The sequence below is a fragment of the Bacillus sp. 2CMS4F genome (genome assembly GCF_023161785.1).
GTDB lineage: Bacteria > Bacillota > Bacilli > Bacillales > Bacillaceae > Bacillus > Bacillus halotolerans.
Genome location: NZ_JALNTO010000005.1, coordinates 24,259 through 38,301 on the forward strand (window position 1 = coordinate 24,259; position 14,043 = coordinate 38,301).

At 45.5% G+C, this 14,043-nt stretch carries 17 protein-coding genes and 1 riboswitch; of the genes, 12 read left to right on the forward strand and 5 right to left on the reverse strand.

The window, feature by feature from the left end; translation table 11 throughout:
• Window positions 1–31: 31 nt before the first annotated feature.
• The 4 genes from mdtP to MTN95_RS09495 all read right to left on the reverse strand — a co-directional run bounded on the left by mdtP (window position 32) and on the right by MTN95_RS09495 (window position 2,881).
• Entirely contained in the window at window positions 32–1,645 is a 1,614-nt protein-coding gene (gene mdtP, locus MTN95_RS09480) for a multidrug efflux MFS transporter MdtP (RefSeq protein ID WP_105954122.1), read from the reverse strand.
• 25 nt (window positions 1,646–1,670) lie between these two features.
• Window positions 1,671–2,117, reverse strand: a complete 447-nt coding sequence (locus tag MTN95_RS09485; protein ID WP_044159054.1) for a MarR family transcriptional regulator — start codon at window positions 2,115–2,117, stop codon at window positions 1,671–1,673.
• 173 nt (window positions 2,118–2,290) lie between these two features.
• Window positions 2,291–2,623, reverse strand: a complete 333-nt coding sequence (locus MTN95_RS09490; protein ID WP_202853710.1) for a spore coat protein — start codon at window positions 2,621–2,623, stop codon at window positions 2,291–2,293.
• A 12-nt stretch (window positions 2,624–2,635) separates the two neighbouring features.
• Window positions 2,636–2,881 carry a hypothetical protein gene (locus MTN95_RS09495; RefSeq protein WP_010331808.1) on the reverse strand — a complete coding sequence of 82 codons (246 nt, stop codon included), beginning with the start codon at window positions 2,879–2,881 and terminating at the stop codon, window positions 2,636–2,638.
• A 99-nt stretch (window positions 2,882–2,980) separates the two neighbouring features.
• Here MTN95_RS09495 and MTN95_RS09500 point away from each other — a divergent pair, with 99 nt between their 5' ends.
• Window positions 2,981–3,889: a proline dehydrogenase family protein gene (locus MTN95_RS09500; RefSeq protein WP_248337955.1), complete on the forward strand. Its 909-nt coding sequence runs from the start codon at window positions 2,981–2,983 to the stop codon at window positions 3,887–3,889.
• 27 nt (window positions 3,890–3,916) lie between these two features.
• Here the strand turns inward: MTN95_RS09500 and MTN95_RS09505 are convergent, their stop codons facing one another.
• A complete protein-coding gene (locus MTN95_RS09505) occupies window positions 3,917–4,060 on the reverse strand; it encodes a YuzL family protein (RefSeq protein WP_010331806.1) in 144 nt (47 codons plus the stop codon).
• Between the two features lie 176 nt (window positions 4,061–4,236).
• On the opposite strand from MTN95_RS09505, the gene MTN95_RS09510 reads away from it, so the two are divergent.
• From MTN95_RS09510 to metP, 11 genes are all read left to right on the forward strand, one after another.
• Window positions 4,237–6,606 (forward strand): 3-hydroxyacyl-CoA dehydrogenase/enoyl-CoA hydratase family protein, encoded by a 2,370-nt coding sequence (locus MTN95_RS09510; RefSeq protein WP_248337957.1) that lies wholly within the window; start codon window positions 4,237–4,239, stop codon window positions 6,604–6,606.
• A gap of 10 nt (window positions 6,607–6,616) precedes the next feature.
• On the forward strand, window positions 6,617–7,792 hold the full coding sequence (locus MTN95_RS09515) for an acetyl-CoA C-acetyltransferase (RefSeq protein ID WP_248337959.1): 1,176 nt from the start codon (window positions 6,617–6,619) through the stop codon (window positions 7,790–7,792).
• A 14-nt stretch (window positions 7,793–7,806) separates the two neighbouring features.
• Window positions 7,807–9,591, forward strand: a complete 1,785-nt coding sequence (gene fadE / locus MTN95_RS09520) for an acyl-CoA dehydrogenase FadE (RefSeq protein WP_044159046.1) — start codon at window positions 7,807–7,809, stop codon at window positions 9,589–9,591.
• Between the two features lie 111 nt (window positions 9,592–9,702).
• A complete protein-coding gene (locus tag MTN95_RS09525; protein WP_024122775.1) occupies window positions 9,703–10,059 on the forward strand; it encodes an arsenate reductase family protein in 357 nt (118 codons plus the stop codon).
• A gap of 66 nt (window positions 10,060–10,125) precedes the next feature.
• On the forward strand, window positions 10,126–10,509 hold the full coding sequence (gene gcvH / locus MTN95_RS09530) for a glycine cleavage system protein GcvH (RefSeq protein WP_010331800.1): 384 nt from the start codon (window positions 10,126–10,128) through the stop codon (window positions 10,507–10,509).
• 55 nt (window positions 10,510–10,564) lie between these two features.
• Window positions 10,565–10,801: a YusG family protein gene (locus MTN95_RS09535; protein WP_010331799.1), complete on the forward strand. Its 237-nt coding sequence runs from the start codon at window positions 10,565–10,567 to the stop codon at window positions 10,799–10,801.
• Between the two features lie 77 nt (window positions 10,802–10,878).
• Window positions 10,879–11,232, forward strand: coding sequence for a toprim domain-containing protein (locus tag MTN95_RS09540; RefSeq protein ID WP_227598907.1), 354 nt, complete (start codon window positions 10,879–10,881; stop codon window positions 11,230–11,232).
• A gap of 11 nt (window positions 11,233–11,243) precedes the next feature.
• The gene (locus MTN95_RS09545; RefSeq protein WP_248337962.1) at window positions 11,244–11,564 is read left to right on the forward strand and encodes a thioredoxin family protein; all 321 of its coding nucleotides are present in this window, start codon (window positions 11,244–11,246) and stop codon (window positions 11,562–11,564) included.
• 107 nt (window positions 11,565–11,671) lie between these two features.
• Window positions 11,672–12,016: an SCP2 sterol-binding domain-containing protein gene (locus MTN95_RS09550; protein ID WP_024122772.1), complete on the forward strand. Its 345-nt coding sequence runs from the start codon at window positions 11,672–11,674 to the stop codon at window positions 12,014–12,016.
• Window positions 12,017–12,130: 114 nt separating this feature from the next.
• A riboswitch (SAM riboswitch) is annotated at window positions 12,131–12,237 on the forward strand.
• A gap of 107 nt (window positions 12,238–12,344) precedes the next feature.
• Window positions 12,345–13,370: a methionine ABC transporter ATP-binding protein MetN gene (gene metN / locus MTN95_RS09555; RefSeq protein ID WP_105954121.1), complete on the forward strand. Its 1,026-nt coding sequence runs from the start codon at window positions 12,345–12,347 to the stop codon at window positions 13,368–13,370.
• Window positions 13,363–14,031, forward strand: coding sequence for a methionine ABC transporter permease MetP (gene metP / locus MTN95_RS09560; RefSeq protein WP_010331792.1), 669 nt, complete (start codon window positions 13,363–13,365; stop codon window positions 14,029–14,031). The genes metN and metP overlap by 8 nt, the downstream gene beginning before the upstream one ends.
• Window positions 14,032–14,043 lie beyond the last annotated feature (12 nt).

The window sequence follows — 14,043 nt, forward strand, 5'->3', positions numbered from 1 at the left end:
GCCCCCGCGGTTATGTCCGCGGGGTGAGCTATTAATGAGAAGGGGATTCAACGGCTTTTGCCGCTTTTTCCTTTTGTTCATCCGTTTTCTTATTCGAAAGCTTAATAGGTTTTAAGAATAAGGTAAATACAGCTCCGACTGCGATAAAGATGAGGCCTGCATAAAAAACACTGTGGAGCGAATCCATCAACGATGTTTTTAATATCGGCATAATATGGGATGAGAAAGCCGCAGGGATTTGTTTAATTGCGTCCGGGCTGAACAGTGATTGCAGCAGCCCTTGCGGATTTGTATCAATCATACCCTTTAGCTGGGCGGCAAATGAGCTTGCCTGTGCCGGAAGCGAATCTAAATATGGAACCAGTTTATCAGTCAGCAAGCTTCCGGATCTGGCATTCATTACAGCGCCCAGCATGGTAATGCCGAATGTGCCCCCGATAGAACGGAAGAATTGGCTGGAAGAGGTGACGACCCCAAGCTCCTCTTTCGAAAAGCTTTCCTGTAAAGCCAGCGTCAGAATCGGCATCACAAGACCCATTCCAAGACCGATAATGGCCATATAGGATGTTGCGACAAGTTTGCTCGTGTCTAAATCCAAGGTGGTTAACAGAAGGAATCCGCCAGCCATAATCAGCATGCCTGTTATGATTTGCGGTTTAATTCCTATTTTGTAAACAAGCTGGCCGCCGATAATGCTTGTGATGATCATTGAGATCATCATCGGTGTCATAATGGTGCCTGATTCAGACGCGCTTACACCGACAATTCCCTGCATAAAGAAAGGAACAAACGTAATCGCGCCAAACATTCCGATACTCATAAAAAAGCCGATCAGGTTCAAAAACGTAAATGTTCTATTTTTAAATAGATACATTGGAAGGATCGGTTCTTTCGCTTTCGATTCAACAATAATAAAGCTCACAATTCCGATCAGTGCGAGTGCGAACAAGCCGAGAATCTGCCATGAACCCCATGCGTAATCTTTCCCGCCGAAGCTTAGGGCAAGAAGAAGGCTGACAACCCCGACAATCATTGTAAAAATACCGGCGATATCAAAGTTGATCGGACCGGTCTGCTTACGGCCCTGCAATCCTCTGGCAATAAAAATAACCGCGATAATTCCAACAGGAAGGTTAATGTAAAAAACCCATTTCCAGTTTAATGAATCAACGATCCAGCCGCCGATTTGCGGCCCGATAACAGAGGCAAGCCCGTAAATGGCTCCAAAGACCCCTTGGAATTTGGCACGCTGTTTCCCTGTAAATAAGTCACCAATGACAATCATGGCCATCGGCATCATAATACCTCCGCCAATTCCCTGCAAACCGCGGAAAATAATCAATTCTGTCATATTGTTGGCCATTCCGCACAGAGCTGAAGCAGCCATAAAAATAAGCAACCCTGATACATAGACGATCCGGCGCCCCAATAAGTCGGCTAATTTACCGGCAATCGGCACGACCGTTGTTGATGTTAACAAATACGCCGTAGTCAGCCAGGTCATCATGCTTAAACCGCCAAGATCTCCGACGATTTTCGGCATGGCAGTTCCGACAATGGTACCGTCAAGGGCTGAGAAAAACATGGCAATGATTAAGCCTGTTATTAATAAAGTCCGTTTTGATTGTTTTCCTTCATTACTCATTTCATCCGTTTCCTCTTTTCCTATTTTACTTTTCATTGGTTTCGGCAGCAGCTTGTGCCAGCTTTTTCGTCATATGCGCTGCCTGCAGCAGTTCCTCTTCCGTCAGGTAGGAAAGGTATCGTGCCATTATGGCTTTTCTGCCCGCCAAAACGTCCTCGAACTTTCTGTCTCCTTCATCGGTAAGGCTGATATTAATGACTCGCCTGTCTTGGGTATTGTGTTTTCTGACGATCAGACTTTTTTGTTCAAGGCGGTCTGCCATTAACGTTACCGCGCTTGGCTTGACCTCCATCCGTTCGGCAATTTCAGAAATTTTAAGGCTGCCATTCTTTTTTAAGCTTGCGAGCACAAACAGCTGCGCGGGGGTAATCCCCTGTTTCTCCATGCTATCCAGCATTTCAGGCTGTATCTTTTGAAAGAGCGCCTGAAGCGATAATTGAATATCAGACATTAACTGATCCGCACTCTTCATCTTCATTTCTCCTCTTTAATATAACTCATGTTTATATTTAATGTATTGAAATAGTTAATGCTTATTAAATATAAATAAGCGTTAATAAAAAGTCAACTAATTTTACACACAAAAAAAGGATAGATGCCAGTAAAGCACATCATACCCTTTTTGCGGATCTGATTGATGGAACTTTATTGCTGATAAGGAGACTGCTGCTGAATGGTTTGCTGGAACTTTTGATAGGATTGCTGCAGCTTTTGGGCGTCCTCTGCTTCAACAGTATACCATCCATATTGGAACATGAGATCATACAGTTTTCTTTGCGCTTTTTGTGACTCATCAAAAATGGATTGAATATCCTGATAGAGAGATTCATGGCTGAACTCGTGCAGAGCAGTGCAATACGCAGTGGTCATGTATTTTTCCGTTGTCAAAAGTTCATTGACGACATCTCTGTCATTCATTTCTGATGTAGTCGGCACAGGTGTTTGCGGGTTGCCGATTTTCTGATTTTGCTGATTCATTTTGGCGCCTCCTTATTGGATATAGCCGGACTGCTGCTGGCCTGGCTGCAGGTGCTTTAATATTCTTTGATAGTGATCATGATGCATATGTCCGACGCGGTCTAGTTCTTGTTTTAATGTTTGATCCTGGCACTGCTGCGCCATAAAATGCGCTTTTTTCATTGCGAGCAGATTCCAGTTCAGCATGTCATTCAGATACAAATGATCCTTTGTCGAAATAACAGAGGGCGGCATTTGAGATTGCTGCTGATTGTTCATTGTAATCCTCCTTTGCGTTCTATTCGTTTTATGTTTCCTTCAGTATGGGAGTTATATACAGGTGTTTTGAAGAAGGCTGTATCGTCAGGAGGGAATTGGATGTTGAGACATATGTTTTTATTCATATCTCAAAATAAAACGCTCACCAAGCTTGCCAAAGCATACGGATCACGGCTGGGGGCGCGGAGATTTGTCGCGGGGGACACGATTGAATCGGCTGTTCGGGCCATTAAAAAGCTGAATCAATCCGGATTGTGCACAACCATCGATTATTTAGGCGAGTATGCGGCTACACAAAAAGAAGCAAGTCGAGTCGCAGAGGAATGCAAGAAGGCGATTCAAGCGATTGCCGAACACCGGTTAGATTCCGAGCTTTCCCTTAAGCTGACGTCACTGGGGCTCGATATTTCAGAGGAGCTGGCCGTTTCACATTTGCGTGACATTTTATCTGCTGCGAAGGAAAATGACGTGGCTGTGACGATTGATATGGAGGACTACTCACATTATGAACAGACGCTTGCCATCTACAGGCAGTGCAAGCAGGAATTTGACATGCTGGGTACGGTGATACAGGCGTATCTTTACCGGGCTGCAGAAGATATCCGAAAGCTGCACGATCTGAAGCCGAATCTCAGACTTGTCAAAGGCGCTTACAAAGAATCTGCGGCCGTTGCATTCCCTGATAAAAAAGGAACAGACCTTCACTTTCAGAGCTTGATTAAACTTCATCTGCTGAGCGGGAACTATACTGCCGTCGCTACACATGATGATGACATCATTGCGCTTACGAAGAAACTCGTTGCCGAGCATCAAATCCCGCTGTCACAATTCGAGTTTCAAATGCTTTACGGGATTAGGCCGGAGCGGCAGAAGGAACTCGCGAAGGAAGGGTACAAGATGCGTGTATATGTCCCGTATGGAACCGACTGGTTTAGCTACTTTATGAGAAGAATCGCCGAGAGACCCGCAAATGCGGCTTTTGTGTTAAAAGGGATTTTCAAAAAGTGAAAGCAGCCGCGAACCGCAGCTGCATTGTTATTGTTCCATGTTATGTTTCTTATACTGCTGATTTTGGCTTGTCCGTTTTCCGCCGCCGTAATGCTGTGTCGGACCGGCATCTCCTTTCACGCTCGCCGCGCTTACTGCTGCTGAAGACGGGTTCTTTTTCTCTCGCACCATTCCCTTCACCTCCGGGTTTAAGTTTCCCGTCTTCTATCTGCTTCATACAAAAAAATAACAAATTAGCTATTGAAGTCGAAACAAAAATCTTTTATGATGAAAGAAGAAACGGGTATCCATTTTTTTTTGACCAAAAAATGAATGATTATTCATTCAACGTTCAAGGGGGATGTCTCATGCACAAACACATTCAAAAAGCAGCCGTTTTAGGATCGGGGGTTATGGGTTCCGGTATTGCTGCGCATTTGGCTAACATCGGAATTCCGGTTCTGCTGCTTGATATTGTGCCGAACGATTTAACAAAGGAAGAGGAGAAAAAGGGGCTGACGAAGGAAAGTCCGGAGGTGCGCAGCAGGCTGAGCAGATCTGCGGTGAAAAAGCTGCTGAAACAAAAGCCCGCCCCTCTTACGTCAGCACAAAATACCGCTTATATTACTCCCGGCAATCTAGAAGATGATGTTGAGAAGCTGAAGGAAGCTGATTGGATTATTGAGGTCGTTGTTGAAAATCTCGAGGTCAAAAAGAAGATTTTCTCTCTCGTGGATGAGCATCGGAAACCGGGCAGCATCGTCTCGAGCAACACGTCCGGCATCTCAGTGCAGGCAATGGCTGAAGGCAGGTCTGATGATTTTAAAGCTCATTTTCTCGGAACACACTTTTTTAACCCGGCGCGATATTTAAAGCTGCTGGAGATCATTCCGATTAAGGAAACTGATCCTGACATCCTGGCGTTTATGACATCCTTCGGTGAAAATGTTCTCGGCAAAGGTGTGGTTACAGCTAAGGACACACCAAATTTTATCGCAAACCGAATCGGGACGTACGGACTTCTCATTACAGTTCAAGAAATGCTGAAAGGCGGCTATCAGGTCGGAGAAGTCGATTCCATCACAGGCCCGCTGATCGGCAGACCGAAGAGCGCAACCTTCAGAACGCTGGATGTTGTCGGCCTTGATACGTTTGCCCACGTCGCCCGAAACGTATATGACAAAGCAGAGGGAGACGAAAAAGAAGTGTTTCGCCTGCCTGACTTCATGAATGACATGCTGCAAAAAGGCTGGATCGGAAGCAAATCCGGTCAAGGCTTTTATAAAAAAGAAGGAAAAACGATTTATGAGCTAGACCCGATGACGCTTACTTACGGAGAACGGACAAAGATGAAAACGCCGGCTCTTGAAGCGGCAAAGCAAGCTAAAGAGACAAAAGCCAAAATGAAAGCGCTTATTTATTCGGAAGACAGGGCTGGCCAGCTGCTGTGGAATATCACGTCGCAAACGCTGCTTTACTCAGCCCAGCTGCTCGGAGAAATTGCCGACGATATTCATGCAATTGACCAAGCCATGAAATGGGGATTCGGCTGGGAACTGGGGCCATTCGAAATCTGGGACGCAATCGGTCTCAGACAGTCGGCGGAAAAGCTTGAACAGCTTGGAGCGGAGATTCCCGGCTGGATAAAAGATATGCTGGACAAAGGGAATGAGACCTTCTACATCAGAGAAAACGGAACAGTGCTTTATTACGAAAGCGGCGAATACAGAGCTGTAAAAGAAAACAAGAAACGAATCCATTTACAATCGGTCAAAGAAACAAACGGCGTCATTGCCAAAAACAGCGGAGCCAGCCTGATTGACCTTGGAGACGATGTGGCACTTCTCGAGTTTCACTCGAAAAGCAATGCCATCGGGTTCGACATCATTCAAATGATCAACAGAGCTTTGGAAGAAACAGAGCGGAATTACAAAGGGCTTGTCATCGGCAATCAAGGCAAAAATTTCTGTGTGGGCGCCAATCTCGCCATGATCTTAATGGAAGTACAGGATGACAACTTTATGGAAGTTGATTTGGTGATACGGCATTTTCAAGAGACAATGATGAACATCAAATACAGCGCGAAACCTGTTGTTGCAGCTCCATTTGGCATGACGCTCGGCGGAGGGACGGAAGTGTGTCTCCCTGCTGCACGAATACAAGCGGCAAGCGAAGCCTATATGGGACTTGTAGAATCAGGAGTCGGCCTTATCCCTGGCGGAGGGGGCAATAAAGAGCTGTACATCAATCATCTTCGCCGCGGTCTTGATCCGATGAATGCGGCCATGAAAACATTTGAAACGATCGCGATGGCTAAAGTGTCAACTTCCGCCCAAGAGGCTCGGGAACTGAACATTTTAAAAGAGACTGACCGTATCAGCACTAACCAGGATCACCTCCTGTACGATGCAAAGCAGTTAGCCGCCTCTTTATACGATACGGGCTGGCGGCCGCCTGTAAAAGAAAAGGTCAAGGTGGCGGGGGAAACAGGTTATGCTGCGCTTCTGCTCGGTGCAGAGCAAATGAAGCTGTCCGGCTACCTATCTGAGCATGATATGAAAATTGCTAAAAAACTCGCTTTTGTGATTGCCGGCGGAAAAGTGCCGTTCGGAACAGAGGTGGATGAAGAGTATTTATTGGAAATTGAGAGAGAAGCGTTTTTAAGTCTGGCAGGCGAGGCGAAATCTCAAGCGAGAATGCAGCATATGCTGGTGAAAGGCAAACCTTTACGGAACTAGGAGGGAGTTTATGAAAGAGGCAGTCATTGTGGCAGGAGCAAGAACACCGGTAGGGAAAGCGAAAAAAGGTTCATTGGCCACCGTTCGCCCGGATGATTTGGGAGCCATTTGCGTGAAAGAAACGCTGAAACGAGCAGGCGGCTATGAGGGCAATATTGACGATTTAATTATTGGCTGTGCAACACCTGAAGCAGAACAGGGGCTCAATATGGCGAGAAATATCGGCGCGCTTGCGGGTCTGCCATATACGGTGCCGGCGATTACGGTCAACCGCTACTGTTCCTCAGGTCTTCAGTCCATCGCATATGCGGCAGAAAAAATTATGCTTGGCGCCTACGATACGGCCATTGCAGGCGGAGCGGAATCTATGTCACAGGTTCCGATGATGGGGCATGTGACCCGTCCGAACCTCGCATTAGCCGAGAAAGCGCCGGAGTATTACATGAGCATGGGACACACGGCAGAACAGGTTGCGAAAAAATACGGCGTTTCCCGTGAAGATCAGGATGCTTTTGCCGTGCGCAGCCACCAGAAAGCTGCCAAAGCCCTTGCAGAGGGGAAATTTAAAGATGAAATTGTCCCAGTCGAAGTCAAGGTGACAGAAATCGGCGAAAACCATAAGCCGCAGGAAAAACATACTGTTTTTTCTCAGGATGAAGGTGTCCGTCCGCAAACGACCACAGACATTTTAAGCACATTACGCCCGGCCTTTTCCATTGACGGGACAGTTACTGCCGGAAATTCCTCGCAAACAAGTGACGGGGCGGCGGCTGTCATGCTGATGGATCGCGAAAAAGTGGATGCGCTTGGTTTGGCGCCGCTTGTCAAATTCCGTTCCTTTGCAGTTGGCGGGGTGCCGCCGGAAGTCATGGGCATCGGGCCCGTGGAAGCCATTCCGCGCGCACTGAAGCTTGCCGGGCTTCAACTGCAGGACATCGGGCTGTTCGAACTGAACGAAGCTTTTGCATCACAAGCCATCCAAGTCATCAGGGAGCTGGGGATTGATGAGGAGAAAGTGAATGTCAACGGGGGCGCTATCGCACTCGGACACCCGCTTGGCTGTACGGGCACAAAGCTTACTCTCTCGCTGATTCACGAAATGAAACGAAGAAACGAGCAATTTGGTGTCGTCACAATGTGTATCGGCGGCGGGATGGGAGCAGCCGGTGTATTTGAATTATGCTAAAGGGGGAAAAATAAATGACGAAAAAAACGGCTGAAGTACTAAAAGGCGGCGGTTTCTTAATCGAGGATGTCACATATGATCAGATGTATACACCGGAGGATTTCACTGACGAGCATAAAATGATTGCGAAAACAACGGAGGATTACATTGAGCAGGACGTTCTGCCGCATATAGATGAAATTGAGAACCATCAATTTGAACATTCCGTCCGGCTTTTGAAGAAAGCGGGAGAACTGGGGCTTCTCGGAGCCGATGTTCCCGAGGAATACGGCGGGCTGGGCCTTGATAAAATCAGCTCGGCGCTGATCACTGAAAAATTTTCGCGTGCGGGAAGCTTTTCACTTTCTTACGGTGCACATGTCGGCATCGGTTCCTTGCCGATCGTATTCTTCGGAACGGAAGAGCAAAAGAAAAAATATCTCCCTGATCTGGCTTCAGGGGAAAAGATCGCTGCGTACGCACTGACTGAGCCGGGTTCCGGATCTGATGCGTTAGGCGCAAAAACGACAGCGGTGCTGAATGAAGCAGGAACGCATTACGTATTAACCGGGGAAAAACAGTGGATTACCAACTCAGCTTTTGCCGATGTCTTTGTCGTTTACGCCAAAGTGGACGGCGAAAAGTTTTCCGCTTTTATTGTAGAAAAAGATTTTCCGGGCGTATCAACCGGACCTGAAGAAAAGAAAATGGGAATTAAAGGGTCCTCGACAAGAACCCTCATTTTGGATCAGGCTGAGGTGCCGAAGGAAAACCTTCTTGGAGAAATCGGCAAAGGGCATGTCATCGCTTTTAATATTTTAAATATCGGCCGCTACAAGCTGGCAGTAGGAACGATCGGCGCGTCAAAACGGGTGATCGAGCTGTCTGCAGCTTACGCAAATCAGCGCCGCCAATTTAAAACGCCGATCGCAGGCTTTTCGCTGACCCAGGAAAAAATCGCGACGATGGCATCAAGACTGTATGCGATGGAAAGCTCTGTGTACAGAACCGTTGGGCTGTTTGAAGACAATATGAGCCAGTTCACAGCTGAAGACCTAAAGGACGGAAGACAAATTGCGAAGTCCATTGCCGAATACGCCATTGAATGCTCTCTCAACAAGGTGTTTGGCTCTGAAACGCTTGATTATATTGTCGATGAAGGCGTGCAAATCCACGGCGGCTACGGATTTATGCAGGAGTATGAGGTGGAAAGAGCCTATCGGGATTCCAGGATCAACCGGATTTTCGAAGGAACAAATGAAATCAACCGGTTAATCGTGCCAAGCACGTTTCTGAAGAAAGCGATGAAAGGCGAGCTACCTCTTTTTGAAAAGGCACAGGCGCTTCAAGAAGAACTCATGATGCTTATGCCTGAGGAGCCGGGCACCGGCGTATTAGAGCAAGAGAAATATATTGTCAAGCAAGCCAAAAAAATCGCCCTGTTCGCCGCGGGTCTTGCCGCGCAAAAATACGGAAAAGCGATCGATCGTGAACAAGAAATTCTCGTAAACGTTGCTGATATTGTCAGCAATGTATATGCAATGGAATCAGCCGTGCTCAGAACGGAAAAGGCCATTGCCGCGCAAGGAAGCGATAAAGCAGCGCAAAAGCTGCTGTACACAGAAATTTTCGTTCAAGAAGCCTTTAACGAAATTGAAGCCCATGCGAAAGAATCTTTACTTGCAATGGAAGAAGGAGATTCTCTCCGTATGATGCTCTCGGCTCTCCGCAAGCTGACACGCGTGACGCCTAAAAATGTCATTCGGAAAAAACGTGAAGCGGCAGCGGGTGTGTTCGAGGCAGAAAAATATATTGTCTGAGTCCCAAGGAGCTCCGCTCATCCGGAGCTCTTTTTTTATGAAGCACTGTTTTAGGTTTTTAAAACAAACTGTGTTAAAATAACCTCGATTATTTTATTGAGGGGGAAGAAGATGTCGTTAACTTTTTACTGGTACCCTAAATGCGGAACGTGCCGCAAAGCGAAGAAATGGCTTGAAGAGCACGGAAAAGAAATCAACGAAATACATATTGCAGAACAGCCTCCAAGCAAAGAGGAGCTAAAATCGCTTTATGAAAAAAGCGGGCTGGATTTAAAGAAATTCTTCAACACAAGCGGCATGAAATACCGTGAACTGAATCTGAAGGAAAAACTGTATCACATGTCAGAAGACGAACAGCTTGAACTGCTGGCTTCGGACGGAATGCTGATCAAGCGCCCGCTCACAACAGACGGCGAAAAAGTGACAGTCGGCTTTAAAGAAGATCAATTTGAAGAAAACTGGTCATGATGTAAATTTTTTTCGAAAAGTGTGGTATCTTCTTATTGTAGTGCTGTAAAAAATGGAGGGATTCAATTGAGCATACCTAAAGATTTGCGTTACTCAGAAGAACACGAGTGGGTAAAAGTTGAAGGAGAAAAAGCCAAAATCGGCATTACCCATTTTGCCCAATCCGAGCTCGGAGATATCGTGTTTGTTGAGCTTCCTGAAGTCGGCGCTGAAATCAAAGCGGACGAGCCTTTCGGAAGTGTAGAATCCGTAAAAACGGTATCTGAGCTTTACGCACCGATTAACGGAACTGTAGTGGAAGTAAACGAAGATCTTGATGACAGCCCGGAGTTCGTCAACGAATCTCCGTATGAAAAAGCATGGATGATCGTCGTTGAACCGTCTGACGCGTCTGAAATTGAAAAACTAATGACAGCAGAGCAATACGAAGAGATGACACAACAAGACTAAAACCGGATAGCTGAGAAGGCAATTGGATACGCTAACGCTATGGGAGGTGTCCAATATGGCTTTCAGCAAACAAAAGCTCGATGTCACCAATGATGTGACAGGCCGCTTTCAAAATGGCCGGCTCTCGTTATATCATGAAGATGAGATGATCGGCCAAATGACAGGCATGAATGAATATGAGCTTAAGTCCGGTTTTACCTACGAAAATGAAAAGTTTTATAAGACAGCCGACGTGGTTTCAGGAGACGATCAGAAATATGTGGATTGTGACTACGAAAGCGGCTGGTGTTAATGTTGGCGGTGAATTTCACTGCCTTCTTTTACAATCTGAACGTTTCAAATTTGACGCGGCAGGTGAAGCAGATGAACATGGACGAGCTGGAAAAAGTCATGATTGTTGAAGGGAAATCAGATAAAGAAAAGGTTGAAAGCGTCCTGGATGAGCCAGTGCGCATTATCTGCACAAACGGAACAATCAGCCAGCTGAAGCTGGAGGAATTGGCAGACGAGCTTTACGAGAAGGACGTCTATATTTTGGTTGATGCCGATGAATCAGGCGAGAAATTGAGAAAACAGCTGAAAAGGGAATTTAATGAAGCCTACCATTTACATATCGACAGAGCCTATAAGGAAGTGGAGGCGGCGCCCAGACACCATATAGCATCTGTTTTGCTGAGCGCAAATCTGAATGTCCATACGATTTTTCTTGAAAGAAAGACCTGAGGTGTTATAGCATGAAAGAACTCCAAGAACAAGAACTTGAACACATTACTGATGATGTGTATCTCCTATATTTATATACTCCGTTATGCGGGACCTGCCAGCTGGCAAGCAAAATGCTGACAGTTGTCGAAGAAATGCTTCCGTCTGTCGCCTTCTATAAAAATAATCTCAACTATTCACCGGCGTTTGCTAAAGCATATCAAATTGAAAGCGTCCCTTGTTTTCTGCTGTTTAAGGGCGGGAAAGTAATTGAAAGAGGGTATGCGTTTCATTCCGTTTCTTACTTATATGAGCTGATCAAACAAAAATCATCTTCTGCATCTCATTTATGACATTTTTCTCGGCGCATTCCAATGAAATTGTCGTTCGTTTTATAAAGGGGTTCTTGCGCTGAAGAGAGAAATGTGTATGTATGACCAACAAATAGGAGGTTGTACAAATGGAGAAAGCGGAAGTTTTAGAAGATGATTACCAGCATCTGTTTTTAAAACCCCTTTTGAACACTTCAACATTGCTCATTACCTTCCAAGGAGAAACAGAAGCCTTAACCGTCTCAATAAACGAACAAGGGGAAATGAAAAAGATTTCTCCGCCCCACACGTCCAACCTGACCTTTTATGGAAACCAAACAGAAATCATTGATCTTTTGCATGGAGACATTTCCCTTCAGCACCTGATCCAGAGCGGAAGCCTAAAGGTAAAGGGTTCATTCAGAGCGCTGTTAAAGCTGGAAGCCATTCTGTGGCTGACTAATGGTTTTTTTCAGAGGATTCTAAAGAATTGAAAAATAGTAAATTATTATAATAGTAAAAGTTGACATTATTTATTTTATTGACATTTTATCATTCGCCATGCTATTCTACATTAAGAATTTCCGGACGAAAAAGACTATATATTTCTCTTATCAAGAGAGGTGGAGGGAAGTGCCCTATGAAGCCCGGCAACCATCAACACTGTTGAAATGGTGCCAATTCACACGAAGCGTTCAGCTTTGAAAGATGAGAGAAAGGCGAGTTTTATATAAGCCTTTCTGCTCAAGTGTGCAGAAAGGCTTTTCTTTTGCAGAAAAAACCGGAAGATTTCTTAGAATAGTGTTAAGGCAGGTGATCGCTTTGATCAATCTTCAGGATGTTTCAAAAGTGTATAAGTCGAAACATGGAGATGTCAATGCTGTCCAAAATGTCTCGCTTTCCATAAAAAAAGGTGAGATTTTTGGAATTATAGGATATAGCGGGGCTGGTAAAAGTTCCTTAATCCGTCTGCTGAACGGACTTGAGAAACCGAGCTCAGGAATCGTGGAAGTGGCGGGAACAAAGATTAATGAAGTAAACGGACGCAACTTAAGAAAAGCACGCCATGAAATCAGTATGATTTTCCAGCATTTCAATTTGCTCTGGTCGCGAACTGTCAGAGATAACATCATGTTTCCTTTAGAAATTGCCGGGGTGAAAAAAAGCGAGCGGATCAAGCGTGCCAATGAATTGATTAAACTGGTAGGTTTAGAAGGAAAAGAAAAATCTTACCCGTCCCAGCTGAGCGGCGGACAAAAGCAGCGGGTCGGAATCGCCAGAGCGCTCGCAAACAATCCAAAGGTTCTCCTTTGTGATGAAGCGACATCAGCTTTAGATCCGCAAACAACTGATTCAATCTTGGATCTTTTGTCCGATATTAATGAAAGACTCGGTTTGACGATTGTGCTGATCACACACGAAATGCATGTCATCCGCAAAATTTGCAACAGAGTCGCTGTCATGGAAAACGGAAAGGTTGTTGAAGAAGGAGAAGTTCTCGATGTCTTCAAGAATCCGAAGGAAGAAATGACAAAACGATTTGTCCAGCAGGTGACTGAGCCTGAAGAAACAAAAGAAACGCTTCAGCATCTTTTTGACGAAAAAGCGTCAGGAACAACGGTTCAGCTCACATTTGTCGGCGAAGCGGCTGAACAGCCTCTGATTACAGAGATGATCAGAAACTTCAATGTCAGTGTCAATATTCTGCAAGGGAAAATCTCGCAGACGAAGGACGGAGCATACGGTTCATTGTTCATCCATATTGACGGTGACGAGGAAGAAGTGCAAAACGTGATCCGGTTTATTAATGACAAACAGGTGAAAGCAGAGGTGATCACGAATGTTTGAAAAATACTTCCCGAACGTTGATGTAACTGAATTATGGAACGCGACATACGAGACGCTTTATATGACGCTGATCTCTTTGGTTTTTGCCTTTGTCATCGGGGTGATCCTCGGTCTGCTGCTCTTTCTCACAAGCAAAGGGAGCCTCTGGCAGAACAAAGCGGTCAACACTGTGATTGCGGCCATTGTCAATGTATTCAGGTCTATTCCGTTCCTCATTTTAATTATTTTATTACTAGGTTTTACGAAGTTTTTAGTCGGCACCATCTTAGGGCCGAACGCGGCACTGCCGGCGTTAGTCATCGGCTCAGCCCCGTTTTACGCGCGGCTTGCTGAAATTGCGCTGCGCGAGGTGGATAAAGGCGTCATCGAAGCTGCGAAATCAATGGGAGCCAAAACATCAACGATTATTTTCAAAGTGCTGCTTCCGGAATCCATGCCGGCCCTTATTTCTGGGATCACGGTTACGGCCATCGCTTTGATCGGCTCAACGGCAATTGCAGGCGCCATCGGTTCAGGAGGCCTTGGAAACCTTGCATATGTAGAAGGATATCAGTCTAATAATACTGATGTTACCTTCGTTGCTACTGTATTTATTTTAATCATCGTTTTCATTATTCAAATGATCGGTGATGTCATAACAAATATAATAGACAAACGATAAGGGAGGATTTAC

Excerpts from the sequence above, each read along its gene's own strand:
- mdtP (WP_105954122.1), bottom strand. The coding sequence starts at position 1,645 with ATGAGTAATGAAGGAAAACAATCAAAACGGACTTTATTAATAACAGGC.
- MTN95_RS09485 (WP_044159054.1), bottom strand. The coding sequence starts at position 2,117 with ATGAAGAGTGCGGATCAGTTAATGTCTGATATTCAATTATCGCTTCAG.
- MTN95_RS09490 (WP_202853710.1), bottom strand. The coding sequence starts at position 2,623 with ATGAATCAGCAAAATCAGAAAATCGGCAACCCGCAAACACCTGTGCCG.
- MTN95_RS09495 (WP_010331808.1), bottom strand. The coding sequence starts at position 2,881 with ATGAACAATCAGCAGCAATCTCAAATGCCGCCCTCTGTTATTTCGACA.
- MTN95_RS09500 (WP_248337955.1), top strand. The coding sequence starts at position 2,981 with ATGTTGAGACATATGTTTTTATTCATATCTCAAAATAAAACGCTCACC.
- MTN95_RS09505 (WP_010331806.1), bottom strand. The coding sequence starts at position 4,060 with ATGGTGCGAGAGAAAAAGAACCCGTCTTCAGCAGCAGTAAGCGCGGCG.
- MTN95_RS09510 (WP_248337957.1), top strand. The coding sequence starts at position 4,237 with ATGCACAAACACATTCAAAAAGCAGCCGTTTTAGGATCGGGGGTTATG.
- MTN95_RS09515 (WP_248337959.1), top strand. The coding sequence starts at position 6,617 with ATGAAAGAGGCAGTCATTGTGGCAGGAGCAAGAACACCGGTAGGGAAA.
- fadE (WP_044159046.1), top strand. The coding sequence starts at position 7,807 with ATGACGAAAAAAACGGCTGAAGTACTAAAAGGCGGCGGTTTCTTAATC.
- MTN95_RS09525 (WP_024122775.1), top strand. The coding sequence starts at position 9,703 with ATGTCGTTAACTTTTTACTGGTACCCTAAATGCGGAACGTGCCGCAAA.
- MTN95_RS09535 (WP_010331799.1), top strand. The coding sequence starts at position 10,565 with ATGGCTTTCAGCAAACAAAAGCTCGATGTCACCAATGATGTGACAGGC.
- MTN95_RS09540 (WP_227598907.1), top strand. The coding sequence starts at position 10,879 with ATGGACGAGCTGGAAAAAGTCATGATTGTTGAAGGGAAATCAGATAAA.
- MTN95_RS09545 (WP_248337962.1), top strand. The coding sequence starts at position 11,244 with ATGAAAGAACTCCAAGAACAAGAACTTGAACACATTACTGATGATGTG.
- MTN95_RS09550 (WP_024122772.1), top strand. The coding sequence starts at position 11,672 with ATGGAGAAAGCGGAAGTTTTAGAAGATGATTACCAGCATCTGTTTTTA.
- metP (WP_010331792.1), top strand. The coding sequence starts at position 13,363 with ATGTTTGAAAAATACTTCCCGAACGTTGATGTAACTGAATTATGGAAC.